Here is a 26,372-nt window from a genome sequence, read left to right as displayed (position 1 = left end):
AGCCATGCTATATTTGCGCCATGTTAAAAGACATTCAACCCACCGGAAAGAAAGATACCCGCAGCGGCTTTGGCGATGCCATGACCGAACTCGGAAGAAAGAACCCGAACGTGGTAGCTTTAACGGCTGACTTGGCCGGCTCGATGAAGCTGCAAGGCTTCATCAAGGAATTTCCGGAACGCTTTATTCAAGTGGGCATCGCCGAAGCCAACATGATTGGCATTGCGGCGGGGTTGACGATTGGCGGTAAGATTCCGTTCACCACGACCTTCGCTAATTTTTCGACGGGACGTGTATATGATCAAATTCGGCAAAGCGTGGCATACAGCGGTAAGAACGTAAAAATCTGCGCTTCGCACGCCGGCGTTACGCTGGGCGAAGACGGTGCCACGCACCAGATACTTGAAGACATTGGCATGATGAAGATGATGCCGGGCATGACGGTGATTGTGCCTTGCGATTACAATCAAACAAAAGCCGCAACGCTGGCCGTTGCCGATTATAAAGGCCCGGTTTACTTGCGTTTTGGCCGCCCGAGCTGGCCTATTTTTACCAAGGCCGATGAACCCTTTTTGATTGGCAAAGCGCAAAAGTTTTCTGAAGGCACCGACGTTTCCATCTTCGCTTGCGGGCATTTGGTTTGGCTGGCCATTCAGGCCGGCATGCAATTGGAAGAAAGAGGCTTGAGCGTTGAAGTCATTAACCTGCATACCGTGAAGCCGCTTGACGAAGAAGCCGTGCTTCAATCCATCAAAAAAACAGGCTGCGCCGTCACCGCCGAAGAGCACAATATTTACGGCGGCATGGGCGATGCAGTAGCGCAAGTGGCCGCAAAGCATTGCCCCATTCCAGTTGAATACGTGGGCACGAACGACACCTTTGGTGAAAGCGGAACACCCGACCAGTTGCTTGAGAAATACGGTCTCACACCGAAGCACATCGTCGAAGCGGCGGAAAAAGCAATGGCACGAAAGAAAGAGAACAAATGAGTTGTTGAAGATTTTCTTTTTACAACAAAGAAATTTTACCCGCGGACGTTCCGCTATATATCGAACGTAAAATGCTGCCAACCGGCAGCATTTTACGTTGGTAGAAACCCTTTATCGGTTATAGTAACAATTCATCGGCTTAAACACAGTTTAACGCTGGGTGTTCAACTTTGGGTAAAAACACTCTTTTATCTGCCTGCGTAATTTTCTACTTTCGTTTGCGTAAAAGTTCTTTTGTTGTGCAGCATTTCACAAAAAGAGTTGTCTATCTATCAAATCCTTTTCGTTGCATTTGCCGTACATCACCCAACAAGGTTCCCTTATCCATTGAAAAGCCGCTTAACGAAAAAACAACACCGTCATGCGTACTTTTCTACTCTTCATTGGCTCGGTTATTTACCCCGTAGTTATGGTAATTATCTCACCCGTGCTTTTGTTTCTTTATCTTCTTCTTGGTTTTGTTTTTCTCTCCCGTTATGTAAACACCGTGCGGCGTCAATTCCTTGCCATGCTGACAACGGTAAGACTACCCCTGTTTCATTTGCCGGCAAAAAAGGTTCTTGCCTTTCGCCCCAAAGCGGTGCGCTTGCATTAAGCTTTGCATTCAAATACATTTCAAGTTTATCATCGTTTGCTTATCGCCGAAAGCCTCTTGCTTTGTTTTTGCTTTTGCAGAAAAAATTATCTTTAGCCCTTCACCGCTAACGTGATTAATTTTTTTCAATGGCTTTAACCGATGCTTCCGATGCGCTGCTTCTGCAGCAGTTCCGCGACCCGCAAACGAAAGAAAAGGCTTACACGGCCATTATTAAAAAATACCAGGAGCGGCTTTACTGGCACATCCGCCGCCTCGTGGTTGACCACGAAGACGCAAACGACGTGTTGCAAAATGTTTTCATTCGCGTGTGGAACGGCCTTCAAAATTTCAAAGAAGAATCGCAACTCTATACCTGGCTGTACCGCATCGGTACAAACGAAAGCCTTACGTTTTTAGAAAATCAAAAGAAGAGAACAGCGGTCAGCCTGAGTGATGTAGAGTCTGGCCTAAGCAACAAAATCAAAGCCGACAAGCACTTTGATCCAAACCGGCTAGAGTGGAAATTGCAGTTGGCCATTCAGCAATTGCCCGAAAAACAACGCGTCGTTTTCACGCTGCGTTATTACGACGAAATGCCTTACGAAGAGATGAGCCGGGTGCTGGAAACCAGCGAAGGAGCGCTAAAAGCAAGCTATCATCACGCGGTTAAAAAAATCGAGGACTTCATCAAAAATCATTAAACTTTGACCACCAAACAAGGTCGTAAACCCCGGAATGAGTAGCCGAAATACCATACAGGATGAATTGAGGAGCCTCAACAGTGGTTTGCCCGTTACGGGTGGCCCGTCTTTTTCCGTGCCCGAAAGTTATTTTGAAGGACTGGCCGCCACCATTTTGGCGAAAATAAAAAGCAGTGAAGCTTCTACCCATGCTGAATTGGACGAGCTTTCTCCGCTATTGGCCGGCATCCCTAAAGTAACGCCTTATTCCGTGCCCTCTTCTTTTTTTGAGGAAAACCTGCGGAATATTCCATTGATGGGTGAGGAAACTGAATCATCGATTCTGGCGGTCATTGAACAAGAAATTCCTTACGAGGTGCCGGTGGGTTATTTTGAAAATTTTCCTGCCCGGGTACTTGCTAGGGTTTCTACTCCGAAGGCCAAAGTGGTTCCGCTTTTTGCCCGCACGTGGATGCGCATGGCCGCAGCGGCCGTTGTTGGCGGCGCTTTGATTTTTGGCGGTTTGCAAATCTTTAGCGGAAAACAAAACACAACCAGCACCGCAAACCAGTCAGTTGATACGGCTTCAGCTTACGTGGCACAAGCCAAACCTGCCCCCGTACAAGCAATCAAAAAAGCGAGTACAAAAGATCTGGAAGATTTTATTGAAAATGTGCCGGTAACGGCTTCGTCGCCGAAAAAAGAACCGGCACCCAAAGAAGAGGCACAGGCGTTGTTGAAAGACGTTTCGGTGAACGAAATGGAAAATTTTTTGGCAGCCGTTCCGCAAGCGGACGATGAACTGGCCGCAACTGATGTACCATGAAAAAATTTTTCTACATATTGATTTTTGCTTTGGGTTTGCAAACCGCTTTTGCGCAGGACGAAGGTCCTGGCGAGATAAAGCTGCGCGAAAAAATGATTGAATACATCCAAACCAAATTGGGTTTAAGCAGGGCAGAAGCCGAAAAATTCCAACCTGTTTTTATCAATTACTTCCGCGAGCTTAAACGTACCAACCGCGAGTACAAGGGGCTTGGACAGCCGCTTGAATTGCAGCAAAAATTATTAGAAGTCCGGATGCGTTACCGCGACCAATTCAAGCCAATCATTGGCGAGCAAAAGAGCAACGAAGTATTTACCCACGAAAGAGATTTTCTTAAATCCGTCCGGCAGGAAATTAACGAGCGGCGGCAGGACAGAATAGATGGCCGTGCTGACAAAAGAAAAAATTCCGAGTTGTTATTACCAAATTAATTTTCACCTATATTTGAGCTTGGTGTTTTTCATAGGTTAGCAACGGCCGGCTCTTTTTAGGGCGGGCCTTTTTGTTTGACCACAGATGAACGGGATTTCAAAAAGATTACCAGGACTTTTTTTTCACTGTCAACAAGCATTGCGGCTTGTGCATTCGGCCTTCACAAATATTAGTTCTGAGGGTTCTTTCTTTCTTCATTCAAAATTCCCTGTGCTTCTGTTCTTCGGTTCCGTTATTTTGCTGTCATGCCTTTTATTTTAAACATTGATACAGCGGTAAAATCAGCTTCGGTTTGTTTGGCCGACGGTCAGAACATTGTTGCAACAGCAATTAGTCCGTCTGAAAAAGAATCAGCAGCCTGGCTGCACGTTGCCATTCAAAATTTGTTTCAAACGCATCAAATCAATTTGCAAAAAATCGAAGCCGTTGCCGTTAGTGCGGGCCCGGGTTCTTATACCGGTTTGCGTGTGGGCATGGCAACGGCCAAAGGCTTGTGCTATGCTCTATCCGTTCCATTAATCACTGTTTCTACTTTGCAAATGATGGCCGCATCTGCGTTGTCGTTTGCAACGCCGGCGCAACTTCTTTGTCCCATGATTGATGCACGGCGTATGGAAGTCTTTACTGCGTTGTATGATCGTTCCTTAAAAGAAGTCCTGCCGTCCACAAATATGGTTTTGAACGAAACTTCTTTTGAAGACCAATTGAAAGAAAACAAGATTTTGTTTTTTGGAAACGGAAGCGAGAAAGCAAAAACACTGATCAATCATGTTCGTGCAAGCTTTGTGCACATTGAAACCACGGCTGAAAACATGGTTGATTTATCAAATGAAAAATTTGCGCAAGGTCAATTTTCAGACATTGCCTATACCGAACCTTTCTACGGTAAGGAATTTCACTCACCAATTTCTAAAAAGAATTATTAAAAGATTTTGGTTGATGAAACATTCTCATTTGCGGTAGAGTTACGAATGGTTAACTTGCGAGGGTAATTGCAACTAAACCAAGGAACAATATCTATGATCATGGAAAAAGCCGTATCTGCAAAAGACGAACTAAAGATTGATGCTATCCAATTAAAAAAAGCTGCGCTTGTTTTCAGAGCGATCAATCACAAACTTCGCCAGCAGATCATAAAATTCATCAATCAGCACGGTAAGATTACAGTAACGCAGATTTATGTCAAACTTCGCCTTGAGCAATCCGTCGCTTCTCAACATCTTGCTATTTTACGCAGAGCCGGTTTTGTAACCACGGAGCGTGACGGCAAGTTTATTTACTATTCGGTGAACAACAGCCGCATTGCCGAAGTGCATAAAGTTGCACAGGACCTGCTGAAATAAGACTCTCTTTCTTCACCTTTCCTTTAGCGGCGAATGGTTTATTTTTGTCGCTAAAGGAAATTTTATGTTTATCAAACAGCTTTACACGGGTTGCCTAAGCGAAGCCGCTTACTTTATTGAAAGCAACGGCGAAGCGGCTGTAGTAGATCCCCTGCGCGACATAGACGTTTATCTTCAATTAGCCGCCGAACGCAAGGCCGTTATCAAATACATTTTCGAAACACACTTTCACGCCGATTTTGTAAGCGGTCATTTAGACCTTGCGCAAGCCACCGGCGCCACCATTGTGTACGGCCCGCAAACCGAAACGTCGCTGCCCGTTTACATTGCCAAAGACGGTGAAAGATTTTCATTGGGCGAACTGTCTGTTGAAATACTGCACACACCGGGGCATACCTTGGAGTCCACGTGCTATTTGCTGAAAGATGAAGAAGGAAAAGACCATTGTGTGTTTACCGGCGATACCTTGTTCGTTGGTGATGTTGGTCGTCCCGACCTTGCACAAAAAGGAGAGGATTTGACCATCGAAGATTTAGCCGGTATGCTTTACGAAAGTCTTCACGCTAAATTAATGCCCTTGTCTAACGACGTAATTGTTTATCCGGCGCACGGCCCCGGGAGTGCTTGCGGCAAAGCCCTGGGACCAAATACAGTCAGCACCATTGGCGAGGAAAAACAAACAAACTACGCCATGAAGGCCGCCACCAAAAGCGAATTCATTAAAGCTGTTACCGACGGCCTTTCTGCGCCGCCTCAATACTTTCCCATCAACGCACAAATCAACAAAGAAGGCTACGATAGCATCGCCGAGGTTTTGCAAAAAGGTTTGCAACCGTTAACCGTGAACGACGTAAAGGAATGGATGAAAAAAGATGCTTTGGTTTTGGATACGCGAACCGAAATGCAATTCTCGCAGGGCTTTATTCCCGAAGCCATCTTCATTGGCCTTGATGGCCGCTTTGCAGAGTGGGCTGGCAGCCTGTTGCCTTTTGACAAAGAACTTGTTTTGGTGTGCGAACCGGGAAAAGAAAAAGAAGCCGTCACACGGCTGGCCCGCGTGGGCTTTAGCAAAATGGCCGGTTATTTAGACGGCGGAATGGAAGCCTGGAAAGCAGCCGGCGAAGCTCCCGACATGATCATTAATGTGGAAGCCGATGAACTGGCCATGGATCTTCCGTTTGATGAAAACCTGGTGGTGGTGGACGTGCGCCGCCCGGCCGAATTCGCCGACGGCCACGTAAAAGATGCGGTCAATCTTCCTTTAAATGAAATGGGTGATGCCGCTAAACTGGCACAGTTGGAGGAGAATCAAAACATTTACATTCATTGCGCCGGCGGTTATCGCAGCGTGATTGCTTCTTCGTTATTGAAACGGCAGGGCATCCACAACTTGCGAAACGTGGTAGGTGGCTGGAGCAAAATAAAAGAGCAGGAAAAGATACCCGTCGAGAAAGAAAAAAGCGTGTTGAACTAACCACTCGTTGTAAACGATAAAAGCCGGAGATCACCTCCGGCTTTTTCATTAAATTCAAGTGGAACATGATTCGTTGAAAACAGAAAATTTTGTACTCCTTAATGGGTATTGTTTGCCGGGTTTTATTCGTTGAGCTTTGCCTTAGTTTATTCTTAGTTGTACGAAAACACGGGAGACATGTCTATGTCTCCCTTTTTCTTGGTTCCCTTCTTTTTTTAAAATAGACGTGGCTACACTTTTGGGGTAGATATAAAAACAAAATAGAAAATGAAATTAATATCTACCCCAAAATGGGTATTTTTAATTTGAACGCAATCTTGAACTTTACTGAAACAGGAAACCAAAATGTCGCTACTGATAACACCAACGGGAACGATGACTTACAGCCCGCTTACGTCGCGTGAAAGAGATGTGCTGGAACTTATGGCAAAGGGGCTGCGCCAGAAACAAATTGCCGCGGCGCTTTCCATTAAAATGGACACAGCCCGAAAGCACATAAAAAACGCATACAAAAAGTTAGACGCTCACAACAAGGTTGAAGCCTTGCGAAAAGCCGGGATTTGGTAAGCGAAAACCAAGGGCAAGGCAGGATTTTATTCAATTATTTTCCCATACTCTTCTTTCCAATCCCACTTCCAGCGGCGATGGCTCCACAGCCAGTTATCGGGCTGCTGCTTAATCGCATCTTGTAAAAACGCAGCGTATTTTTTTGTGAGTTCGCCGACTTCAGTAGTAGAAGGATGCTCTTCTGCCAGCTGGAAATGGATGCGGTAATAACCTCGTTTTTCTTTTCTGAAATAACAAAAGACCACGGGAATGTTGCCGCGGCGTGCGCCGCTTTCCGGCGCCTTTACAAAAGGCGTTGGCCGCTCAAAAAAATTGACCCAGTAAGCACTTTTCGGATGCCCTGGATTTTGATCGGCCACCAAGGCCAGCACGTATTTTCCGTGGCGGTGCGGAAGAATTTCGGAGCGAATGTTTGTGGCCGACAAAAGCTTGGCACCGGTCTTTGAACGCATCTTGTAAAACAGGCGGTTAAAAATGCTGTTCGTAATGGGCATGTACACCGTGAGCATGGGATAGGGCGATTGCAACGGGATACTCAGGTTGCCGTATTCCCAATTAAAATTATGGCCGGAATGAAGCTGTACTTTTTGTACGCCTTTTCTGTTTAATTCATCAAACACCGAAAAGTCACCGGTGAAATGCTCTTTAATGAATTGCGGCGAGGCGCTGAGGGCTTTTATGGTTTCAATAAAACTATCGGTGAAGTTTTTATAGAACTTTTTTTCAATGCCTTGTCTTTCTTTTTCTGTCTTGTTCGGAAAAGCAACGGACAAATTGTAGCGCACAACTTTTTTGCGGTAACCAACAAGGTGATAAACGAGAACGTAAGCAAAGTCGGAGAGGAGGTACAAAACCCGCAACGGCAACAGCGACAACAAATACAACGGACCGTAAACGAGGTAGTACATAAACGCCGCAAAGATAACAGTGCGGCAAACCTGCCTGTGTTAAACAACGTCAATAAAATCCGGCTTACAACACGATGTTCTGAACCAGTTCTGATTTGGCCGGATAATCAGTATTGAAATGCAGCCCCCGGCTTTCCTTGCGAAATCCAGCACCTTTTGTAATCAAGTAGCCCACCGTAATCATGTTTCGCAACTCCAGCAATTGGAGCGAGACCGTCGTTGTTTGATAAAGCCCTTCGGTTTCGTCAAACAACAAATCAATGCGCTTCAATGCCCGTTGCAAGCGAACGTTGTTGCGCACAATGCCCACGTAATCGCTCATTACTTGTTGCAGTTCTTTCAGGCTTTGCGTTATCAAAATCATTTCTTTTGGCTCGGCCGTTCCCGTTGCATTCCAGTTGGGAATTTCGGGGAGCGAACTTCGCTCATTCACGGTATTTACCGCATCTACATAACAACGGTGTGCAAACACCATTGCTTCCAAAAGCGAGTTGCTTGCAAGGCGATTGGCGCCGTGCAAGCCTGTTGATGCACATTCACCGCAGGCGTATAAATTTTTGATAGAGCTGCGGCCCCACTCATCGGTTTTAATGCCGCCGCAACTGTAATGCGCGGCCGGCGCCACGGGTATCATCTGCACGGCTACGTCAATGCCGATGGACAAGCATTTTTCATAAATGTTTGGAAAGTGTTCTTTGAACTTTTCCATGTTCATGTGCCGGCAATCAAGGTAAACATTTTCGGTGCCGCTAATTTTCATTTCGTTGTCAATAGCTCTTGCAACAATGTCGCGTGGCGCTAAATCTTTTCGTGCGTCGTAACGTTCCATGAAGGCTTCGCCGGCAGCGTTGCGCAAAATGCCGCCGTCGCCGCGAACGGCTTCGGTGATTAAAAATGCTTGTCCTCGCTTGCCTGCCTCGTACAAAGCCGTTGGATGAAATTGAATGAACTCCATGTTTTCAATTCGTCCTTTGGCGCGGTAAACCATGGCCACACCATCCCCCGTAGCAATGGAAGGATTGGTTGTGGTGCGATAGACTTGCCCGTTGCCGCCGGTAGCTAAAAGCGTAGTGTTGGAAACAATTTTTTCGATGCGGCTTGTTTGCGAGTTGAGTACGTACACACCGTAGCAACAAATGTCCGGCGTGGACTTGGTGACAAGATAACCGAGGTGGTGCTGAGTGATGATGTCAATGACAAAAAGATGGTTGAGAAGTGAGATGTTTGGCGCTTTCTTTATTGCTTCCAGTAAAGCTCTTTCCATTTCTCTTCCCGTCACATCTTTGTGGTGCAGAATGCGAAACTCCGAGTGGCCGCCTTCTTTTCCCAGGCGGTATTCGCCTTCGGGGTCTTTGTCAAACTGTGCGCCCCATTCAATGATTTCGTTGATGCGGGCCGGGCCTTCTTTCACTACAATCTCCACGACCTCTTTGTTGCACAAGCCGTCGCCGGCAATGAGCGTGTCTTCGATGTGCTTTTCAAACGAGTCGTTTTCCAAATCGTTCACCACGGCCACACCGCCTTGTGCGTATTTGGTATTGGTTTCATCGGCGGCAGCTTTGGTGATTATGGTGATTCTTTTTTCGGGGCAATGTTGCGCCACTTTCAGCGCATACGTAAGGCCTGCAATGCCAGAGCCAATCACTAAAAAATCCGTTTGCATGGGCTAAAGATAGAGAGGGTTACAGTTCGATGTTCCGGGTTGGGATTTTTGCGAAAACGCTCTATCTCTTAGTTCTGGGGAAATTATATGTACTTGACTGCAGTAGTGCTATCATCGCTGGTTGCGTCGCACACTTGTGCGTTCGGGAATTCTGTTTGCTGCTAACGTTAAAGTGTTTATGAAGTTGTGGCATTTGAAAAACACCAGTTTCAATTAACCACAAAAGCAAAATAGTGATTTAAAGTCGAAAGCTTAACGTCCAGCCACAATTTTATAAACACACTGTTGTGCGTAGTTAAGATCTGTCACGATAGTGCTATTCATACCTTAAAACAATAGATGAACCGCCACCTTTAGTATCATAAAAAGCACCGATAGTTCCCCACGGAAAATTTCTTTTATTCCCGATTTCTTTTGTCAACCACTCGTTGTAATAATCTCGTTTTTCTAATTCTTTTCTTTCACTCCAGTCATCCCACGAACCTGCAGTAATAACTTCGTCGCTTACAAGGAAGTCAAGCATTTTTAAGATGTCATTGTCAAAATAAAGAGTAAAGATGAAGTAAGTGTCATTCACTTTAGCATTGCGAACTGAATAATGTTTCCAACCTGTATTCATGTCTCTGATGACAACTTTGTCTTGTCCGAAATACCTGATTACCTCTTGAGGTGTCGTTTGTTTAGAAACAACAAATTTTTCTGCAAATCTTAACTCTCCATCCTTCGTGTCGATGATTGATTGTGTCAATTTAAAGTTGCTTATAGTATTTTGAAGATTGAGGTAAGTATCGCCATTTAATTACGCACAACAGTTGTATTGGCGTGCTTTCTTGTTCAACTTGGGTCTGATTATCAGCCAAAAACTGAACAAGAATACATATTGAGTAGGGAACAAAGCGTACAAGAGTGCGACGCAACGGCGATTATATACTACTTGGTACAGAAGCCTCCTAACTATTTTGCTTTCAAAGGTTTAAAGAAAACTCCTTCATTGAGTCTTTTTTTGAAAAATGGAGATACTTATTGGTATAAACCCAATCACATGAAAACATTAATTTTCCACGCACCACCCGAAGCCAACGGCCTTTACTCGGATATACTAAAAAAGGCTATGGAAAAAGAACCACAGACTATGGAGGAACAGAACGAAGTATTGGACGCACTCAAACGGTTAGTGAACGAACCTGAAACAAGTGTACCCTTTGAAAAAAAGATGATTTACTTACAAATGTTTATTACAGAGATAATGAGCCACTCTTACGGGTTATTCCCTAAGCAGGATTCTCAAAATGCCTAACGATATACTTCAAGGGTTCGGTTATTTTAATGCTCTCGTCTTCCGAAACGAGTTTTGCGTAAACAGAGTAGTTTACACTTTCGCCTTCTAATCCAAATCCCCATGCAGCAGTTCCTTCAAATACAAATACTATCGGTTCAGGTCTGTCCCTGAATTTAATTCGAATCCCCTGCCCAATAAACGGTTGCGCTCTCCTTTCAAGTTCTTGAATTTATACTTCTGTCATGGTTGAGTTTTAGCCCGCAAAAATATCTCATTTCGGCTTCCTCACTTCAATCTTATACCCATGTTCAATGAGAAAGTCAACCGCCGCTCCGTTCTTTAACTCGCCGCTTTTGTGACGATTGATGAACATGCGGTACTTGCTCCCGGTGGAGTTCTTCTGCTTCGCCATGTTCTTGAAACCTTCGGAGTTTATCAGGTGTTCTATCGCTTCTTGCAACGTCATTTTAACAAAGATAGAAAAATAAAAGTGTCAAATAATTTGACACTCACTTGAAAATGCTTTACTTTTATGCTATAGTTCCCCGTATGGCGTTCAAGAACCTCAAAGAAGCAATCAAGCATTTTTCTGACGAACAAGTTTGTCGGGATTATCTTATTCAGCAACGGTGGAACGGAAACCCTGAATGTGTTTACTGCGGCTGCACGAAGGTTTACAAAATTGAGAATGGAAAGCGGTTCAAGTGCGCCGACAGGTATTGCAAAAGGGTATTCTCCGTGACGGTTGGAACGATTTACGAAAACAGCAATCTTCCTCTTAGCACATGGCTCACGGCGGTTTGGTTGGCGACAGCGCACAAAAAGGGAATCAGTTCTTGTCAACTTGCTCGTGACCTCGGCATTACCCAAAAGACAGCTTGGTTCGTCTTACATAGAATCCGGGAGATGGTGGTGGACAAAGCACCGGAACTGCTCGGAGACATTGTGGAAGTGGACGAGACTTTTGTGGGTGGGAAGATGAAGAACAAGCACAAGTCCATTCGCAAGAAGGCGCATGAACAAAACCTAAGCCACAACTTCAACAAGACAACGGTGGTGGGAATCCTGCAACGAGATAGCAAGGTGAAGGCGACCATCTACAACGCAAGCACTCATTCGCTCAAAGACATTATCCGTGAGTATGTAAAGAAAGATACCATTGTCATTACCGATAGCCTGACGGCTTACAAAGGTCTGAACGCCGAGTTTGCGGGACATGAGGTTGTGAACCACAATGAGGACGAATTTGTGCGGGACAAGTGGCATACCAACAGCATTGAAGGATTCTTCTCCCACCTTAAACGAACGCTCTATGGAACGTACCATAAAGCAAGCCCGAAGCACCTTCACCGCTACTGCACCGAAGTTCTTTACCGCTACAACCTTCGCAAAATGACGGACAAGAATAGGTTTGAATTGAGTGTGAAGAACAGTCACGGACGGCTCAAGTACCGTGACCTCATTCGTAGAGCAGAAGAAAATACTCCTCCAACAAACTAAGCGTTTCTGATTGTTATTTCACGGTAATTTGTCGGTAGCCGCTCCGCAGGGAATTTAGTATTATGTGTTTCTTCATAGTATGCACGGAATATTTGGATTGAAAGCTGTTTGAACACCACTTTAGCAGTTTGCAATTTTATTTCTTCTTGTTCTAAAGTATGTTTAAATCCCTCTATATTGCGATAAAACAGCACTGTTGATTCATCATCGGGGACTTGAAAATACAGCCCGCCCGTTCGCCTGAAGTCTTCAAGGTATTCAAAAAAGAAAACCGCCTTTTCTTCTTCGTTCATACAAGCTTTCATTGAAGTTGGTTTTGTCCGGTGAATATAGAAAACCTTTATCTTTCCTTGCAAATGGCGAAAGCGAAAAAGAAGCCGGGGAAATACGACATAACCCTCAAGGTAAACGCAACCTTTGAACAGTTAATTGCAGCTTCGGTTCAGAACATCAATCTGAAAAAAATGGGTGAGAAGTCACCCAAAAAGAAAAAATGAAAGTTTCAACCTTCATTTTTTAGACCTTGTTTGTACCAAGTAGTATATAATAGCCGACGCAACAGAAGCCCAATGGATAGACGAACCCTAGTTCAAAAAAATCAATCTGAATGGGCCGCTGTTCATTGCCTCACGATTGACACTTATCATTCACACTCATTTCCGCGAATAATTCGGCGCTTCTCTTGTAATCTCCACATCGTGTGCATGACTTTCCCGCATGCCGGCGTTGGTAATTTTTACAAAGCTTGCCTGCTGCAATTCGGCAATGCTTTTGGCGCCGCAATAACCCATGCCCGCACGCAAGCCGCCAACGTATTGATACACGATTTCTTTCAGCATGCCTTTGTACGCCACACGGCCTTCAATGCCTTCGGGAACGTATTTTTTTACATCGGCTTCAGGGTCTTGAAAATACCTATCGCTGCTGCCTACCGACATTGCACCCAACGAACCCATGCCGCGGTATTCTTTAAACTTGCGGCCTTCGTAAATGATGGTATCGCCGGGGCTTTCTTCGGTGCCCGCAAAAATGCTTCCCATCATCACGCAATCGGCGCCGGCAGCCAAAGCTTTTACCATGTCGCCGGTGTAACGAATGCCGCCGTCTGCAATAAGCGGAATGTCTTTTTTCTTTAACGCGGCTGCGGCTTGCATGATGGCCGTAAGCTGCGGCACCCCTGCACCGGCAACAATACGTGTGGTACAAATAGACCCCGGTCCGATTCCGACTTTCACTGCGTCGGCGCCGGCGTCAACCAAGGCTTGTGCGCCTTCGGTAGTGGCAATGTTTCCGGCAATGACGTTTGTCTTTTTAAAATTCTTCTTTACACTTTTCAAGGCATCAATAATTCCTTTTGAATGGCCGTGTGCACTGTCCACGCAAATAACATCAACACCGACACTTTGCAAGGCCGCAACTCTATCCAATAAATCTTTTGTCACGCCTACTGCCGCGCCTACGAGCAAGCGGCCAAAGGCGTCTTTCACAGCGTTGGGGTTTGAGGTTGCTTTTAAAATATCACGGTAGGTGATTAGGCCAATTAATTTTCCGTTACCGTCAACTACGGGCAGCTTTTCCACCTTGGTTTGGCGAAGGATTTTTTCAGCGCCTTTTAAATCGGTGCCTTCGGGTGCGGTTATTAAATTTTCTTTGGTCATTATTTCACTCACAGCCTGCTCTTTGTTCTCTTGAAAGCGCAGATCGCGGTTGGTAAGCATGCCGGCAAGTTTTCCGCCCCCGTCAACAATAGGAATACCGCCGATTTTGTTTTCCCGCATCAAGCGTTGCGCATCACCGATAGTTGCTTCGATTGTTAAGGTGATTGGGTCGATGATCATTCCGCTTTCGCTGCGTTTTACTTTTCGAACTTCCGCTGCTTGCTTTTCAATCGTCATGTTTTTGTGCAGGATGCCCATGCCGCCTTCGCGTGCAAGAGCTATGGCAAGCGCCGCTTCTGTTACGGTGTCCATGGCTGCAGAAAGCATGGGCACATTTAGCGTAATGTCTTTTGTGAGGCGGGTTTTTATGTCAACGTCGCGGGGTAAAATTTCAGAGTAAGCCGGAACGAGGAGAACGTCATCAAACGTAAGCCCTTCAATGAAGGATTTTTGTGTGGAGTTTGTTGCCATAGGCAAAGATAGGGCGGGGTGATTGATTGGTTGATAAGTTAACAGGTTGATAGGTTGATACCTTGTAGAAAGGCCTCTCTGCCGGTAACCATTAACCGATTAACTTATCTGCTTCTTGTTACATTGCAAGGATGAATTATTTTTAGCAAGATGAAATCATTGCTGCCATTTCTTCTTTTTTTGCCGGCCCTGCTACAAACGCAGAAGGCGGCGGGGCAAGATTCCGCTTCGCGGATGGCTGTGGTGATTTCGCCGGCTTTGTTTGTGCCGGTAAGTGCGGCCGTGCAAGTGGGTGTTCAATTGCGGCTAAACAAACGCTGCGCTTTTCAGGCAGAGGTTGCGTATCCTACTTTTTATCCCCACAACGACTACGAAAAAATAAGCTATTGGCGCGGTGCGGTCGAGTGGAAATTTTATTCATCAAAGCCGCAAGTTTCCGGAAAGTATTATGCCGTTCGAGCCGCTTATTTGCACCGGCAATTGGTGGACAGCAACGAAGGCGTCGTTCATCAAAAGGACGGGGAATATCATTACAACGAAGCGACAATTAAATCGCCGGTTTTGTCGCTGGCCCTTATCATCGGAAAAGAGTTTCGGGCTAAAAACAAAAAATTTTTTGCTGATGTTTTTGCCGGTGCAGGCGTGCGCCGTCTGTTTAATCATTACACCGCAAAAGATTTGCGGCTTACTTCTCTTGACAGGCCGAAAGATAATTTTGGCTGGTTGTTTCCCGAAGAAGGCTGGCGTTTTAATTATCCGCTGACGCGGTTTCATCTTACGGCCGGCCTGCGTTTTGGATGGCGGCTTTAGTTGATTGGTTGATCAGTTGATTGGGCTGGCAACTTAAAAATGAATTAACCAATAACCAATCAACCAATCACACCACTCTGTACATCTTTCCCGGCATTCCCTGCACTATGCCTTGCAATTCTAAATTCAGGATGGCTGCGGCAACAGCGCTGCTGCTTAAGCCGCTGCCGGTGTTGATTTCATCAATGTGCACCGCCTCTTTTTGTTGCAGTAACTGAAGAACGTTTTGTTCTTCCGGCGAGAGTTCAATAAACAACTCGCGTTGCTTTTTGGGTTTTGTCTTCTTTTCCTTCCAACCCATCACTTCAAGCAATTCATCTGCATCGGTAAGCAAAACGGCTTTGTTGTATTTGATTAAATGGTTGCAGCCCGCACTGGCTTTATCGGTTGTTCTTCCAGGTACGGCAAACACGTCGCGGTTGTAACCGTCGGCCAGTTTTGCGGTAATCATGCTGCCGCCTTTCACCGATGATTCAACAACGATCGTTGCATCGCTCAGGCCCGCAACGATGCGGTTGCGCAGGGGAAAGTTGTGCTTATCGGGTTTGGTGTCGTGAAAAAATTCGGAGAGAATTCCACCGCCCGCAGCAATCAGTTCCTTGGCCAACTCAGCGTGTTGCGAAGGATAAATTTTACTTAATCCGTGACCCACAACGCCAACCGTTGGCAAATCGTTTTTCAGCGCTGCTTTGTGTGCGATGGCATCAACGCCAAAGGCAAGCCCGCTGATGATTAAAACGTTTTCGTCCGCTAAATCTTCAATCAATTTTTCAGTAAAAGCTTTGCCGTAATCGGTATTGCTTCTTGTGCCTACAACGGCGATGATTCGCGACGCGTTTAAATCGGCTGTGCCTTTGTAAAAAAGCACTGTGGGCGAATCGTAGCAGTTCAACAAGCGTTTGGGATAGGCTTCGTCGGTAAGAAACAGCGTGCGGATTTTGTACTTCTCAATAAACTTCAGTTCCGTTTCTACTAAATGAAAATCGTTGAAATGCTTGATGGCTTTTGCTCTTATTCCACCAATGCCTTCCAGCTTTTCCAGCGCCGTTGTTTTTGCTTTAAAAACAGAAGCCGCATCGCCGAAATGCTGCACCAGAATTTTTGATTGCACGTCGCCAATGTTGGGAACAAGTGTTAGCGCCAGTTGGTAGAAAAGTTCGGAGTGCATGAAAGTAGATGACAGATGATGGATGACTGATGACAGCAATTTAATTATTCTTTTCTGTCATTTGCCATCTGTCATCCGTCATCTATTTGGCAATTACTTTCAACTCGGTTCTTCTATTCATCGCACGGCCTTCTTCGGTTTTGTTGTCGGCAATGGGTTTGGTGGCGCCAAAGCCTTTTGCCACCAAACGTTCCGGCCTGATGCCTTTTTCAATAAGATAATTCACCACGCTTCTGGCGCGGGTTTCGGAAAGTTTTTGATTGTCGGCAGCGCTGCCCACGTTATCGGTGTGCCCTTCAATCTGAATTTTTACCGTGGGATTTTCTTGCAACAACTGCACAACTTTTTCCAACTCTACTTCCGATTCAGGCTTGATGTCAAACTTCTTTGTATCAAAAAATAAATTGCGCAACACAACGGCCGCATCCACCTCAATAGGTTGCAGCGGAATGTCCTTTTGATACGTCGAATCAGCGGCTTTGTTCTTCAGCGAATAGTTATCGGAATAAAACAGGTAGCCGCGACGGGCCACGTTAAACGCATAATCTTTTCCAACGGGCAAGGTGATTAAATAATTGCCGGTTTCGTCGGTCTGCAATTTTGAAATGATTTGCTTCGTGGCCAAGTCAATCAATTCAACCGAGGAAGGCAAGCCCGCGGATGTTTTCTTGTCAAACACTTTTCCTTTTACCCAAAGCGTTCGTGCCGGCCGAACGTCCTGGCGCAATTCGAAACTGTAAATATCCAGGCCACCTTTGCTGTCACTTCTGTCACTGGCATAATAAGCCGTTTTGCCGTCGGCTTCAATAAACAAAGTTCCTTCGTGGTCAATGGTGTTGATGGGATAACCCAGGTTTTCGGGCTTGCCCCATTTGCCGTCGGCGCCTTTTCTTACCACAAACAAATCTTCGCTGCCGTAGCCAGGCAAGCCGCTCGAAGCAAAATAAAGCGTTTGATTATCGGCATGAATAAAAGGACTTGACTCATCACCGGCTGTGTTGATTTCCGGGCCTAAGTTTTCCGGCTTGCTCCAATTGCCGCTTGGTAATTTGTGCGACACGTAGAGATCGCTTCCGCCGTAACCGCCAAAGCGGCGGCTGGCAAAATACAAATCACGTTTGTCCGGCGAAAGACAGGGCTGCGACTCCCATTGGTCGGTGTTTACGTTAGGGCCAAGGTTAAAAGCCGGCGACCAGCCGTAGTTCGTTTTTTGCGAATAATAAATATCGCAGTTGCCTTGTCCATCCTGACGATTGCAGGCCGTGAACACCAGCAGCGTTCCGTCCTGCGAAATGTTTTGTGCGCCTTCATTCAGCGAGGTGTTGATGTTGCCCGGCAGAGGCACGGCATTCGTCCAGCCAGTGGCTGTTTTTTCGCTGGCAAAAAAATCTTCGTTGGCGTTGTGCAATCGTCTTGTAAAGACCAGGATTTTTCCGTCAACGGGCATGGACGGGAAGTATTCTGACTCAGAAGAGTTAACGGCATCGCCTAAATTTTTCGGCGCAAAAACGTAGTTGGCCGTTGGGTGCGTTTTGGCATAATCAACCGCAAACTGAAAACATTTTTGCCGGTACTCAGCGGCTTTTTTCGTGGTGGGATGAAGGTTCGGCTTTGCCAGAATTTTATTTACCGTTTGCAGGGCTTTTTCAAAATCGCCTTTGCCCGCAAGGTTAATGGAATAAGGCAGCCAGTAGTCGGAAGTATAGGCGGTGTCAAGCGCAAAGGCTTTTTCGTAAAAGGCAACGCTTTGGTCATAATCTTTTAACTGGCCGTACACGCCGGCAAGCGAGAGATAGGCATCCACGTAACGTTCATCTCTTGCAATGGCCTGTTGAAAAAACGGAATGGATTCTTTGTAGCTGTTTGCATCGGTAAGTTGCAAGGCTCTTTCGTAAAGCGCCACGGCCTTGCGGTCTATTTTGGTAACGTCGTATTGTGCGGAAGCAGAAAGAAAAGAACAAAAGAAAAGAAATACAAAAAGGTTTTTCATGGCCGATCAAACTTTGAAATAAACGAAAGCTTAAAAATACTTTTTATCCGAGAGCGGCTTCTTTACGGAACGTTAATGTACTTGTGCGTTTGCAGCGAGAGTTGCCACTGCGGATGGGCTTTGATGTAGTCAACAATCAGCGGCGTCATTTGCTCCGCCTTCGACCATTCGGGCTGCAGAAACAATTTGCACTGCGGCGAAACTTTTGCGGCCCAGTCTTCCGCCCAAGCAAAGTCGGAGCCGTTGAAGACAACAATTTTCAACTCCTGTGCTTGCGGCAAAACTTCGGGCAGCGGCGCTTTGAATTTTTTGGGCGACAGTGTTATCCAATCCAGTTCGCCGGAAAGTGGAGAAGATCCGGAGGTTTCGATGTGCGTTCGCAAACCCGCGTCGTGCAAGGCTTTGGTGAGTGCGGCTAAATCGTGCATCAAGGGTTCGCCACCGGTGATAACGACAATCTGCGCCGGCGTTTGCTTTACGGTTGTAACCAAATCTTCAATCTTCCATAACGGGTGTTTGCCGCCGTCCCAACTGTCTTTTACATCGCACCAAACGCAACCCACATCGCAACCGCCAAGCCGAATAAAATAAGCGGCTTTTCCGGTGTGCACACCTTCGCCTTGAAGGGTGTAAAAATGCTCCATCACCGGCAGCTTTGTTCGTGCTTCCAATGTTGGAGTGGAATCTATCGTCGTGTTCTCTTCTTTCATTATCACATCAATCAAAATGTTTCATTGCGCAGGCCTTGTAAGTATTTTTCAGCAAAGCAGCAATGGTCATTGGCCCTACACCGCCCGGTACGGGTGTAATAAAAGAACATTTGGGCGACACTGCAGGAAAATCCACGTCACCGCTGATGCGGTAGCCGCTCTTTTTTGAGGCGTCTTCAATTCGTGTGATGCCGACGTCAATCACCACGGCGCCTTCTTTCACCATGTCTTCTTTAACAAAGCCCGGCCTTCCCAATGCGGCCACGAGAATATCCGCTGAACGGCAGAAATCGGCCAAATTTTTTGTGCCCGAATGGCAAATGGTAACGGTGCAGTTTCCGGGGTTGCCGGAACCGCTGAGCAAAACGCTCATCGGTCTTCCCACAATGTTGCTGCGGCCAATGATCACGGCATGTTTTCCCGCTGTTTCCACTTTGTAATGCTCTAGCAAAAGCATGATGCCGTAAGGCGTTGCCGGAAGAAAAGTGGATTGGCCCAGAACCATGCGGCCTACGTTAATGGGATGAAAACCATCAACGTCCTTTGACGGATCAATGGTGTTGATGACTTCCTGCGGCGAGATGTGAGCGGGCAAAGGCAATTGTACAAGAATGCCGTCCACCTCGGGATCGGTGTTCAGGTCGCGGATGATTTCTAAAAGTTTTAACTCCGTTATTTCTTCTTCCAGGCGAATAAGGGTCGATTTAAACCCAACTTCCTGGCAGGACTTTACTTTGTTGGCTACGTATGTTTCGCTTGCGCCGTTGTTGCCAACTAATACCGCCACAAGGTGCGGTACCGGTGCGCCGTGTGTGGCCAATTGTGCTACTTCCAGTTTCAACGAATCTTTGATCGCCTGTGATGTTTCCTTACCGTTTAGCAATTGCATGAGCGCAAAGATAAGTGGAGGCCGGAAGCCAGAGCAGACAACAAGCAGTTGAGCGTTCAACTAAGAATTTTAAAGACATGCGGTTCGACTTCCGACTTCTGAGTTCGGGCTTTTGCGCTCTGTTTTCTTTCCTCAATTCTTCCTATCTTGGAAAAAACTAACTGCGTGAAGGGATACCTTCTTTTTGCCGCATTTTTTGCTTGCATTTCTTCAACCGCCCAACTTGCCCGCACACCGCTTAGTGCCGTTTATCCTTCGCTTCAAACGTACAGTACGCAGGAAAAAGACGCTTTTTCGTTTCGGGCCAACAGCGCTTCGCTGGCAGGCGTAAAAAACGTTTCGGCAGGTGTATTTTCTGAACGCCGCTTTTTACTGCGGGAGCTTTCGAGTTATGCATTTGCGGCAGCGCTGCCTACTTCTTCGGGCAATTTTGGTTTACAAGGGGATTGTTTTGGGGCAGGACTTTACAACGAAACATCGTTTGGGTTTGCCTACGGCAGAAGCGCAGGCAGCAAGGTTGATATAGGCGCGGGATTTCATTATACAGCGATGAAAGCAGCGGGCTACGGCGTTGCTTCAACCGTTACGTTCGATGCCGGCGCCGTTTTTCATCTGACCGATGCGGTGCAAACCGGCGTATCGGTTTACAATCCGGTGGGGATGAAGTTCGGGAAAGACGGAGAAGAAAAACTTCCATCAATCTATTCCGCTGGTATTGGGTACGATGCCTCGCCGCAGCTTTTTATTGGTGCGGAAATACAAAAGGTAGAAGACCAACCGCTTAACGTTAACGCGGGCCTTCAATACCTGTTTGCCGAAAAATTAATGGCTCGCTGCGGTATTTGCTCGGCTGCCGCAATTTATTACCTCGGCTTTGGCGTGAAGCTTCAACGCTTGCGCATTGACGCTGCGGCTTCCTTTCATCCCTACCTTGGCGTTACACCCGGATTGTTGCTGCTGTACTCGTCAAAATGAAAAAACTTCTTTTTGCATATTGCTGTTTTTTGGGTTTGATTGCGGGAGCGCAGGATTTGCCCGCTTCTACGCAGCAGCAATTGGAAAACCTGGGCGACGAAGAACTAAAAGATGATGCATTGCTGCAAAGCCTTGCGTTTTACAAAAAGCATCCGTTAAACTTGAACGAAGCTACCGCAGAGGATCTGCAAGCCCTGCGGCTTTTAACGGCCTTGCAAACGGATGCTTTTCTGCGCTACCGCGCCGCCTTTGGAAAACTGATTGACATTTACGAACTGCAAGCGGTGCCGGGCTTTGATGTTGCGAGCATTCACAAAATTCTTCCGTATGTTTTTACGGGGCCGGTTTTAAATGCAAAAGAAAATTTTCTGTCTCGCCTGAAAGGCGGCGATCAATACCTGCTTTTTCGCCTGGCAAGAACGCTTGAGGCATCAAAAGGTTACAACGCTTCCTTGCCAACGCATTACCTCGGTGACCGCAACCGCTTGCTAACCGCTTACCGTTATCAATACAAAACTCTTTTGTATTACGGTGCCGTTGCCGACAAAGATGCCGGCGAACAATTCTTCCGAGGGGCGCAAAAGCTGGGATTCGATTTTTATTCGGTTCATTTCTTCGCCCGCAATCTTGGAACGGTAAAATCCCTGGCGCTTGGTGATTACGTTGTTAATCTCGGGCAGGGCTTAACGCAATGGGGTTCGCTTGCCTTTGGTAAAAGCATTGACGTACTCAACACCAAGCGGCAATCGCCGGTGCTCTTGCCTTACCGTTCGTCAGGGGAGTTTTTGTTCAACCGCGGCGCGGGCATTACTCTCGGCAAGAAGGCTTGGGAAGCAACGGTCTTTGTTTCCTCCAAAAAATTCAGCGGCAACATCGTCAGCGATTCGGTTGAGCGCTTTACCTCTTTTGGCACATCGGGCTATTACCGCACACCGTCTGAGATTGCCGACCGTTACAAGCTTACCGACTTTTCTGTCGGTGGAAATCTATCGTTTCAAAACCCGGGATTTAAAATCGGGCTCAATGCGGTGGCGCACCGGTTTTCGCTGCCTTTGCAAAAAAGCGCCGAACCCTATAATTATTTTTCCTTTAGCGGACAGCAAACGTTTAACGCAAGCCTGGACTACGGCTTCACGTTTCGAAACGCTCACTTCTTTGGCGAGACGGCGGTGGACAGATTATTTAACGCGGCCACAATTCACGGTGTGTTGATCAGCGCAGCGCCCAATGTTGACCTGTCTTTTCTCTATCGCAATTTATCGTTCCGCTACCAATCTCTTTTTGGAAACGCCTTCACCGATAACTCACTGCCTGCCAATGAACACGGAATCTATACGGGCATCACAATCAGGCCTGCACTTGGTTGGCAGGTAGCGGCGTACACGGATTTTTATCAATTCCCTTTTTTGAAATACCGGGTATCGGCGCCCAGCAGCGGTTGGGATTACCTCTTGCAACTCAGCTATACTCCCGACAAGCGCACAGAGATTTACCTGCGGTGCCGTACCGAGAACAAACCTTTAAATGATGCCGGCACAACGCAGGTTGTTTCTTATCCTGTCGACAAAATCAAACAGAACCTGCGGCTGCAATTTGCCAGGCAAGTCAGGAATGATTTGTTGGTAAAAGGCCGGACGGAAGTGATTTGGTTTGACGGGCAGAGCGGCCAGCGGCAGGAAGGGTTTCTTTCGTTTATTGAGGTTGCCGGTTCCCTGTCTCTTAAATTGAAAGGGAACGCAAGGCTCCAATATTTTGAAACCGGTGGCTACGACAGCCGCATCTATGCCTATGAAAGCGACGTGCCGTACAGCTTCTCCATTCCGGCTTTTTATGACAAAGGCTTTCGTTATTACCTGAACCTTTCCTTCGCCTTTACAAAGAACCTTACCGGCTGGATGCGGCTTGCGCAGACCGTTTACCCCGGCAAAGCCACTACCGGATCAGGTCTCGACCAAATAAGCGGAAACAGGAAAACAGAAATCAAATTAGAAGCGCAATACGGGTTCTGAACCACCCTTTGCCGCCTGTCTTGAACATTTGCCCGCCATCATTTTTTTGAAAACTTTAAGTGTTTATTGAAAATCTCCTAATTTGGCGCAGCAAAAAAGTGCGGCAAGTTGTCTCTACAAGCTGCCCCTTGTTGCGGGTAAACCCCGGATTTTTTAATGCTTTTTAAATTTTAAAATTAGACGTTCGATGAGAAAAATTACACTTCTGCTATCCATGCTGGTGCTGTCGGTGCTGGCATTTGCCCAGCGGACCGTCAGCGGTACCGTCCGGGACGAAAAAGGAGAACCTATTCCCTTCGCCACCATTACCGAGGTCGGCAAAAACAACGCAACTAAGGCTGATGCCAACGGCGCCTTTACCATAAGGGCTGCAGACGGCACCCGGCTGCGCATTACGGCTACCGGCCACCAGGAACAAACCGTGACGGTAAATGGTAACCAGGTGGCGGCAACCTTAAACTCGACGGATGCACAGCTCTCTGAAGTTGTGGTAACCGCTTTGGGTATCCGGAGAAGGTCCGACGTGCTTTCAAATTCCCAACAAGGAATTAAGGGTGAAAACCTTACGTCAACCCGTATCACTGACGTAAACCAGGCGCTTGCCGGTAAAATATCAAACGTGCAGGTGCGTACGCAATCGGCTGCAAAATTGGGTTCACAATCCGCTATCAGGATTCGCGGCGCCAACTCTGTATCTGGTATTAGTAACGATCCACTCTATGTAGTTGACGGCACTCCGATTGACGACATCAACTTCATCAACATGGACGATGTGGAAGACCTGCAAGTGTTGAAAGGTCCCGGTGCAACAGCCTTATATGGTGTTAGGGCAGCTAATGGAGCTATCTTAATTACAACCAAGAAAGCCGGCCGCAATACCTCAAATATTTCCGTTACCTCTACTTATTCTTTTGACAAAGTAGGTCTGTTGCCTAAATATCAAAACGAATATTCAGGCGGTACAGCAGGCGCAGGCTGGCAAACTTATACCTGGCAGCCCGGCGATCCCGCAGAGTGGAAAGCACTGGACGGCAAGCGTTACCATACTTATTTTGACGACGCTTCCTGGGGGCCTAAAATTGACGGCAGCGAATACATTCCCTGGTATGCCTGGTACCCTGGCACCAAGTATTCGTTTAAAACGGCCAACCTTACACCTCAGCCCGACAACGTAAGAAACTTTTACAATACCGGCCAGAACACGTTAAACAACGTGGCCTTCAGCAAAGGCGGAAGCGATTACAGCGTTCGTTTGTCGTACACCAATCAATACCAAACGGGATTGATTCCTTCTTCCCGCCTGAACCGGAATTTTCTTTCTGCACAATCGTCTTACGACATCAACAAGCATTTCACCGCTACTGTTGACTTCAACTACGTAAACCAAAAAGTTGACGGTGAATTTTCAGACACTTACGGCAACAACGCGTCAGGAAGCTTCAACTCCTGGTTTCACAGAGACCTTGACATGAACATCCTTCGTGAATTGAAAGATTTAAGGACTCCGACCGGCGCTATTCCAGGCTGGAACCTTGAGGACGGTACGCCCGGAAGACCGGATGCGAAATATTTTTATGCTGGTACGGCTTACTGGACAAATCCTTTTACTTATTATGACTTGATCAGCGCCGTGAACACACAAGACCGTTTGTACGGAAGCGCAGGCTTAACATACAAGTTGGACAACCATTTTAAAATAACCGGTACGGCAAGACGCAACCAGCGTAACACGCACTACGAATCCAAGCTGCCATACATTTTTGAATTCAGTACGGAGGACATGTCCTCGCCGTTGGCAATTAACGCTAACACTGGCGGCCGTCCGGTTACCGCAACTTACCGCACTTACGATGTTCGCCAGGTTGAGAGCAACTACGAATTCCTCGGTTCCTACAATAACCGCTTTGGAGAACTGACATTGGATGCTAACGTGGGCGGAAATATCCGCCAGAACGATTACAGTTCCTTGGATAATGGAACAAAAGGTGGTTTGGTTGTAAGAGATTTCTTTAACCTTGCTAACAGTAAAGTAACCCCCTTTTATTTTGCTACTTCACGGACGAAAAAAATCGTTCGCTCTTTGTATGGAAGTGTGGACCTGAACTGGAACAATATCTTTATCGTAAACGGTACATTGAGAAATGACTGGAGCTCGGCTTTGCCAGAAGTAAGTAATTCTTACCTATATCCATCCATCGGTGCTTCATTCATTTTTACGAAGTATGTTGACAAGGCGTTGCCTTTCCTCAGCTTTGGTAAAATCAGGGGTACATGGGCTGAAGCGGGTTCTGACCTTGACCCATATAATACTACCCTGCTTTACGGTGTAGGGTCAAATCAATGGAACGGTAATATTACGATGACTACTCCAGACCGTGCTATTGATTCCAACCTCGTAAATCAATTGACAAAGTCTTTTGAATTCGGTCTTGACTTACGTTTTTTAAAAAACAGAATTGGTTTGAGTGCCACCTATTATAACGAGAACGTTACAAATTCACTCGTAACGGTAACGACGCCTTCTGTAAGCGGATTCTCGTCAAAATTGATCAATGCTGGAAAGCTGAATCGCAAAGGTGTTGAGGTAACAATCGATGGCTATCCAGTGCGAAACAATACGTTCTCCTGGAACATTGCCTTGAACCTCGCGAAGAATACGTCAAAAGTGGTTGAGCTATATCCCAACCTGACTTCCTTTTATCTTGGTGGCAGTGACTATTCAAGTTCAACGGGCTCGGCTGGTTATGCACCGGGTGTATGGAGCATCGTTGGCCAGGAGTGGGGTCAGATCAGGGGCCGTGGCATTAAGAAGAATGCCGATGGTGTAAATGTTCTGAACGCTAACGGTACGTATGCGTACACAGATAACGTGAACTTCGGTTCTATTCTTCCCGACTATACAGGTGGTTTGGTAAATACCTTATCGTACAAAGGCTTCAACCTGAACTTTGCCATTGACTTTACAAAAGGCGGCAAATACTTTTCTCTTTCTGACTTCTGGGGTGGTTTCTCCGGATTATACGACTACACAGCCGGTTTGAACGACAGAGGCAAGCCAGTTCGTGACCCGGTTGCTCAAGGTGGTGGCGTACACGTAAAAGGTGTTTCGGCCGCCGACTTGAAAACCCCGGTTGACATGTACATTGACGCCATTGATTATTATGACGTGAACGGCGCGAATAAAATCAACGAGACGCATATTTTCGACCTGACTTACGTTAAGCTGAGGGAAGTAAATCTTGGCTATACAGTTCCACTGAACAAAGTGGGCAGAATTGGCAATACAATTAAAAACCTGAACGTTAGTGTGTTTGCCAGAAATCCGTGGCTCATTTATACAGCCAACAAAAACTTCGATCCATCAGAACTTACCGGAAACTATGGTGAGAGCGGACAGTTGCCTCCGTCCAGATCATTTGGGGTGACCTTGAAATTTGGTTTATAGTTTTAAAAA

At 46.5% G+C, this 26,372-nt stretch carries 25 protein-coding genes; 15 read left to right on the top strand and 10 right to left on the bottom strand.

All coding sequences use genetic code 11. The features are described 5' to 3' along the window. Positions 1-20 precede the first annotated feature (20 nt). The 9 genes from FSB75_RS13630 to FSB75_RS13590 all read left to right on the top strand — a co-directional run bounded on the left by FSB75_RS13630 (position 21) and on the right by FSB75_RS13590 (position 6,888). A complete protein-coding gene (locus FSB75_RS13630) occupies positions 21-989 on the top strand; it encodes a transketolase family protein (RefSeq protein WP_146788530.1) in 969 nt (322 codons plus the stop codon). Between the two features lie 361 nt (positions 990-1,350). Further along, positions 1,351-1,584, top strand: a complete 234-nt coding sequence (locus FSB75_RS13625; protein WP_146788527.1) for a hypothetical protein — start codon at positions 1,351-1,353, stop codon at positions 1,582-1,584. Positions 1,585-1,712: 128 nt separating this feature from the next. After that, positions 1,713-2,267 (top strand): RNA polymerase sigma factor, encoded by a 555-nt coding sequence (locus FSB75_RS13620; RefSeq protein ID WP_146788524.1) that lies wholly within the window; start codon positions 1,713-1,715, stop codon positions 2,265-2,267. A 34-nt stretch (positions 2,268-2,301) separates the two neighbouring features. Beyond that, a complete protein-coding gene (locus FSB75_RS13615; RefSeq protein WP_146788521.1) occupies positions 2,302-3,072 on the top strand; it encodes a hypothetical protein in 771 nt (256 codons plus the stop codon). Next, positions 3,069-3,503 carry a hypothetical protein gene (locus FSB75_RS13610; RefSeq protein WP_146788518.1) on the top strand — a complete coding sequence of 145 codons (435 nt, stop codon included), beginning with the start codon at positions 3,069-3,071 and terminating at the stop codon, positions 3,501-3,503. The genes FSB75_RS13615 and FSB75_RS13610 overlap by 4 nt, the downstream gene beginning before the upstream one ends. A gap of 246 nt (positions 3,504-3,749) precedes the next feature. Continuing rightward, positions 3,750-4,430 carry a tRNA (adenosine(37)-N6)-threonylcarbamoyltransferase complex dimerization subunit type 1 TsaB gene (gene tsaB / locus FSB75_RS13605; protein WP_146788515.1) on the top strand — a complete coding sequence of 227 codons (681 nt, stop codon included), beginning with the start codon at positions 3,750-3,752 and terminating at the stop codon, positions 4,428-4,430. A 99-nt stretch (positions 4,431-4,529) separates the two neighbouring features. After that, positions 4,530-4,847 (top strand): ArsR/SmtB family transcription factor, encoded by a 318-nt coding sequence (locus FSB75_RS13600; protein WP_227990585.1) that lies wholly within the window; start codon positions 4,530-4,532, stop codon positions 4,845-4,847. Between the two features lie 64 nt (positions 4,848-4,911). Further along, a complete protein-coding gene (locus tag FSB75_RS13595) occupies positions 4,912-6,321 on the top strand; it encodes an MBL fold metallo-hydrolase (protein ID WP_146788509.1) in 1,410 nt (469 codons plus the stop codon). 345 nt (positions 6,322-6,666) lie between these two features. Continuing rightward, positions 6,667-6,888, top strand: a complete 222-nt coding sequence (locus FSB75_RS13590) for a response regulator transcription factor (protein WP_146788506.1) — start codon at positions 6,667-6,669, stop codon at positions 6,886-6,888. A 26-nt stretch (positions 6,889-6,914) separates the two neighbouring features. Here FSB75_RS13590 and FSB75_RS13585 read toward each other — a convergent pair whose 3' ends face one another. From FSB75_RS13585 to FSB75_RS13575, 3 genes are all read right to left on the bottom strand, one after another. Next, positions 6,915-7,796: a lysophospholipid acyltransferase family protein gene (locus FSB75_RS13585; RefSeq protein ID WP_146788502.1), complete on the bottom strand. Its 882-nt coding sequence runs from the start codon at positions 7,794-7,796 to the stop codon at positions 6,915-6,917. Positions 7,797-7,860: 64 nt separating this feature from the next. Next, entirely contained in the window at positions 7,861-9,459 is a 1,599-nt protein-coding gene (nadB, locus tag FSB75_RS13580; protein WP_146788499.1) for an L-aspartate oxidase, read from the bottom strand. 316 nt (positions 9,460-9,775) lie between these two features. Beyond that, on the bottom strand, positions 9,776-10,207 hold the full coding sequence (locus FSB75_RS13575; RefSeq protein WP_146788496.1) for a hypothetical protein: 432 nt from the start codon (positions 10,205-10,207) through the stop codon (positions 9,776-9,778). Positions 10,208-10,501: 294 nt separating this feature from the next. Between FSB75_RS13575 and FSB75_RS13570 the strand changes: the two genes are divergently transcribed. Then, on the top strand, positions 10,502-10,756 hold the full coding sequence (locus tag FSB75_RS13570) for a hypothetical protein (RefSeq protein WP_146788493.1): 255 nt from the start codon (positions 10,502-10,504) through the stop codon (positions 10,754-10,756). A 253-nt stretch (positions 10,757-11,009) separates the two neighbouring features. On the opposite strand, the gene FSB75_RS13565 is transcribed toward FSB75_RS13570, so the two are convergent. Beyond that, positions 11,010-11,204 carry a hypothetical protein gene (locus FSB75_RS13565; RefSeq protein ID WP_146788490.1) on the bottom strand — a complete coding sequence of 65 codons (195 nt, stop codon included), beginning with the start codon at positions 11,202-11,204 and terminating at the stop codon, positions 11,010-11,012. A gap of 83 nt (positions 11,205-11,287) precedes the next feature. Here FSB75_RS13565 and FSB75_RS13560 point away from each other — a divergent pair, with 83 nt between their 5' ends. After that, a complete protein-coding gene (locus tag FSB75_RS13560) occupies positions 11,288-12,238 on the top strand; it encodes an IS1595 family transposase (protein WP_172623148.1) in 951 nt (316 codons plus the stop codon). On the opposite strand, the gene FSB75_RS13555 is transcribed toward FSB75_RS13560, so the two are convergent. Together FSB75_RS13555 and guaB are read right to left on the bottom strand one after the other, a co-directional pair. Then, positions 12,235-12,531 (bottom strand): hypothetical protein, encoded by a 297-nt coding sequence (locus tag FSB75_RS13555; RefSeq protein ID WP_146788484.1) that lies wholly within the window; start codon positions 12,529-12,531, stop codon positions 12,235-12,237. The genes FSB75_RS13560 and FSB75_RS13555 overlap by 4 nt on opposite strands. A gap of 360 nt (positions 12,532-12,891) precedes the next feature. After that, positions 12,892-14,367, bottom strand: coding sequence for an IMP dehydrogenase (gene guaB / locus FSB75_RS13550; protein ID WP_146788481.1), 1,476 nt, complete (start codon positions 14,365-14,367; stop codon positions 12,892-12,894). Between the two features lie 150 nt (positions 14,368-14,517). Between guaB and FSB75_RS13545 the strand changes: the two genes are divergently transcribed. Continuing rightward, complete coding sequence (locus FSB75_RS13545) at positions 14,518-15,177, top strand: DUF3575 domain-containing protein (protein WP_146788478.1); 660 nt, start codon at positions 14,518-14,520, stop codon at positions 15,175-15,177. Positions 15,178-15,244: 67 nt separating this feature from the next. On the opposite strand, the gene dprA is transcribed toward FSB75_RS13545, so the two are convergent. The 4 genes from dprA to FSB75_RS13525 all read right to left on the bottom strand — a co-directional run bounded on the left by dprA (position 15,245) and on the right by FSB75_RS13525 (position 19,934). After that, entirely contained in the window at positions 15,245-16,345 is a 1,101-nt protein-coding gene (dprA, locus tag FSB75_RS13540) for a DNA-processing protein DprA (RefSeq protein WP_146788475.1), read from the bottom strand. A gap of 82 nt (positions 16,346-16,427) precedes the next feature. After that, the gene (locus FSB75_RS13535) at positions 16,428-18,335 is read right to left on the bottom strand and encodes an OmpA family protein (RefSeq protein ID WP_146788472.1); all 1,908 of its coding nucleotides are present in this window, start codon (positions 18,333-18,335) and stop codon (positions 16,428-16,430) included. 62 nt (positions 18,336-18,397) lie between these two features. After that, entirely contained in the window at positions 18,398-19,045 is a 648-nt protein-coding gene (locus FSB75_RS13530) for a 7-carboxy-7-deazaguanine synthase QueE (RefSeq protein WP_227990584.1), read from the bottom strand. Positions 19,046-19,052: 7 nt separating this feature from the next. Further along, entirely contained in the window at positions 19,053-19,934 is an 882-nt protein-coding gene (locus FSB75_RS13525) for a bifunctional 5,10-methylenetetrahydrofolate dehydrogenase/5,10-methenyltetrahydrofolate cyclohydrolase (protein WP_146788468.1), read from the bottom strand. A gap of 165 nt (positions 19,935-20,099) precedes the next feature. Here FSB75_RS13525 and FSB75_RS13520 point away from each other — a divergent pair, with 165 nt between their 5' ends. The 3 genes from FSB75_RS13520 to FSB75_RS13510 all read left to right on the top strand — a co-directional run bounded on the left by FSB75_RS13520 (position 20,100) and on the right by FSB75_RS13510 (position 26,363). Continuing rightward, the gene (locus FSB75_RS13520) at positions 20,100-20,909 is read left to right on the top strand and encodes a PorV/PorQ family protein (RefSeq protein ID WP_146788465.1); all 810 of its coding nucleotides are present in this window, start codon (positions 20,100-20,102) and stop codon (positions 20,907-20,909) included. Continuing rightward, the gene (locus FSB75_RS13515; RefSeq protein WP_146788463.1) at positions 20,906-22,918 is read left to right on the top strand and encodes a ComEA family DNA-binding protein; all 2,013 of its coding nucleotides are present in this window, start codon (positions 20,906-20,908) and stop codon (positions 22,916-22,918) included. Before FSB75_RS13520 ends, FSB75_RS13515 begins: the two co-directional genes overlap by 4 nt. Before the next feature lie 187 nt (positions 22,919-23,105). Next, positions 23,106-26,363 carry a SusC/RagA family TonB-linked outer membrane protein gene (locus FSB75_RS13510; RefSeq protein ID WP_146788461.1) on the top strand — a complete coding sequence of 1,086 codons (3,258 nt, stop codon included), beginning with the start codon at positions 23,106-23,108 and terminating at the stop codon, positions 26,361-26,363. Positions 26,364-26,372 lie beyond the last annotated feature (9 nt).

It is taken from the genome of Flavisolibacter ginsenosidimutans (genome assembly GCF_007970805.1).
Classification (GTDB): domain Bacteria; phylum Bacteroidota; class Bacteroidia; order Chitinophagales; family Chitinophagaceae; genus Flavisolibacter; species Flavisolibacter ginsenosidimutans.
The sequence above is the reverse complement of the archived record's forward strand: the minus strand, read 5'-3'. Positions and strand labels throughout refer to the sequence as shown.

Coding starts and splice junctions, on each gene's coding strand:
- FSB75_RS13630 (WP_146788530.1), top strand. CDS start 21: ATGTTAAAAGACATTCAACCCACCGGAAAGAAAGATACCCGCAGCGGC.
- FSB75_RS13625 (WP_146788527.1), top strand. CDS start 1,351: ATGCGTACTTTTCTACTCTTCATTGGCTCGGTTATTTACCCCGTAGTT.
- FSB75_RS13620 (WP_146788524.1), top strand. CDS start 1,713: ATGGCTTTAACCGATGCTTCCGATGCGCTGCTTCTGCAGCAGTTCCGC.
- FSB75_RS13615 (WP_146788521.1), top strand. CDS start 2,302: ATGAGTAGCCGAAATACCATACAGGATGAATTGAGGAGCCTCAACAGT.
- FSB75_RS13610 (WP_146788518.1), top strand. CDS start 3,069: ATGAAAAAATTTTTCTACATATTGATTTTTGCTTTGGGTTTGCAAACC.
- tsaB (WP_146788515.1), top strand. CDS start 3,750: ATGCCTTTTATTTTAAACATTGATACAGCGGTAAAATCAGCTTCGGTT.
- FSB75_RS13600 (WP_227990585.1), top strand. CDS start 4,530: ATGGAAAAAGCCGTATCTGCAAAAGACGAACTAAAGATTGATGCTATC.
- FSB75_RS13595 (WP_146788509.1), top strand. CDS start 4,912: ATGTTTATCAAACAGCTTTACACGGGTTGCCTAAGCGAAGCCGCTTAC.
- FSB75_RS13590 (WP_146788506.1), top strand. CDS start 6,667: ATGTCGCTACTGATAACACCAACGGGAACGATGACTTACAGCCCGCTT.
- FSB75_RS13585 (WP_146788502.1), bottom strand. CDS start 7,796: ATGTACTACCTCGTTTACGGTCCGTTGTATTTGTTGTCGCTGTTGCCG.
- nadB (WP_146788499.1), bottom strand. CDS start 9,459: ATGCAAACGGATTTTTTAGTGATTGGCTCTGGCATTGCAGGCCTTACG.
- FSB75_RS13570 (WP_146788493.1), top strand. CDS start 10,502: ATGAAAACATTAATTTTCCACGCACCACCCGAAGCCAACGGCCTTTAC.
- FSB75_RS13565 (WP_146788490.1), bottom strand. CDS start 11,204: ATGACGTTGCAAGAAGCGATAGAACACCTGATAAACTCCGAAGGTTTC.
- FSB75_RS13560 (WP_172623148.1), top strand. CDS start 11,288: ATGGCGTTCAAGAACCTCAAAGAAGCAATCAAGCATTTTTCTGACGAA.
- FSB75_RS13555 (WP_146788484.1), bottom strand. CDS start 12,531: ATGAACGAAGAAGAAAAGGCGGTTTTCTTTTTTGAATACCTTGAAGAC.
- guaB (WP_146788481.1), bottom strand. CDS start 14,367: ATGGCAACAAACTCCACACAAAAATCCTTCATTGAAGGGCTTACGTTT.
- FSB75_RS13545 (WP_146788478.1), top strand. CDS start 14,518: ATGAAATCATTGCTGCCATTTCTTCTTTTTTTGCCGGCCCTGCTACAA.
- dprA (WP_146788475.1), bottom strand. CDS start 16,345: ATGCACTCCGAACTTTTCTACCAACTGGCGCTAACACTTGTTCCCAAC.
- FSB75_RS13535 (WP_146788472.1), bottom strand. CDS start 18,335: ATGAAAAACCTTTTTGTATTTCTTTTCTTTTGTTCTTTTCTTTCTGCT.
- FSB75_RS13530 (WP_227990584.1), bottom strand. CDS start 19,045: ATGAAAGAAGAGAACACGACGATAGATTCCACTCCAACATTGGAAGCA.
- FSB75_RS13525 (WP_146788468.1), bottom strand. CDS start 19,934: ATGCAATTGCTAAACGGTAAGGAAACATCACAGGCGATCAAAGATTCG.
- FSB75_RS13515 (WP_146788463.1), top strand. CDS start 20,906: ATGAAAAAACTTCTTTTTGCATATTGCTGTTTTTTGGGTTTGATTGCG.
- FSB75_RS13510 (WP_146788461.1), top strand. CDS start 23,106: ATGAGAAAAATTACACTTCTGCTATCCATGCTGGTGCTGTCGGTGCTG.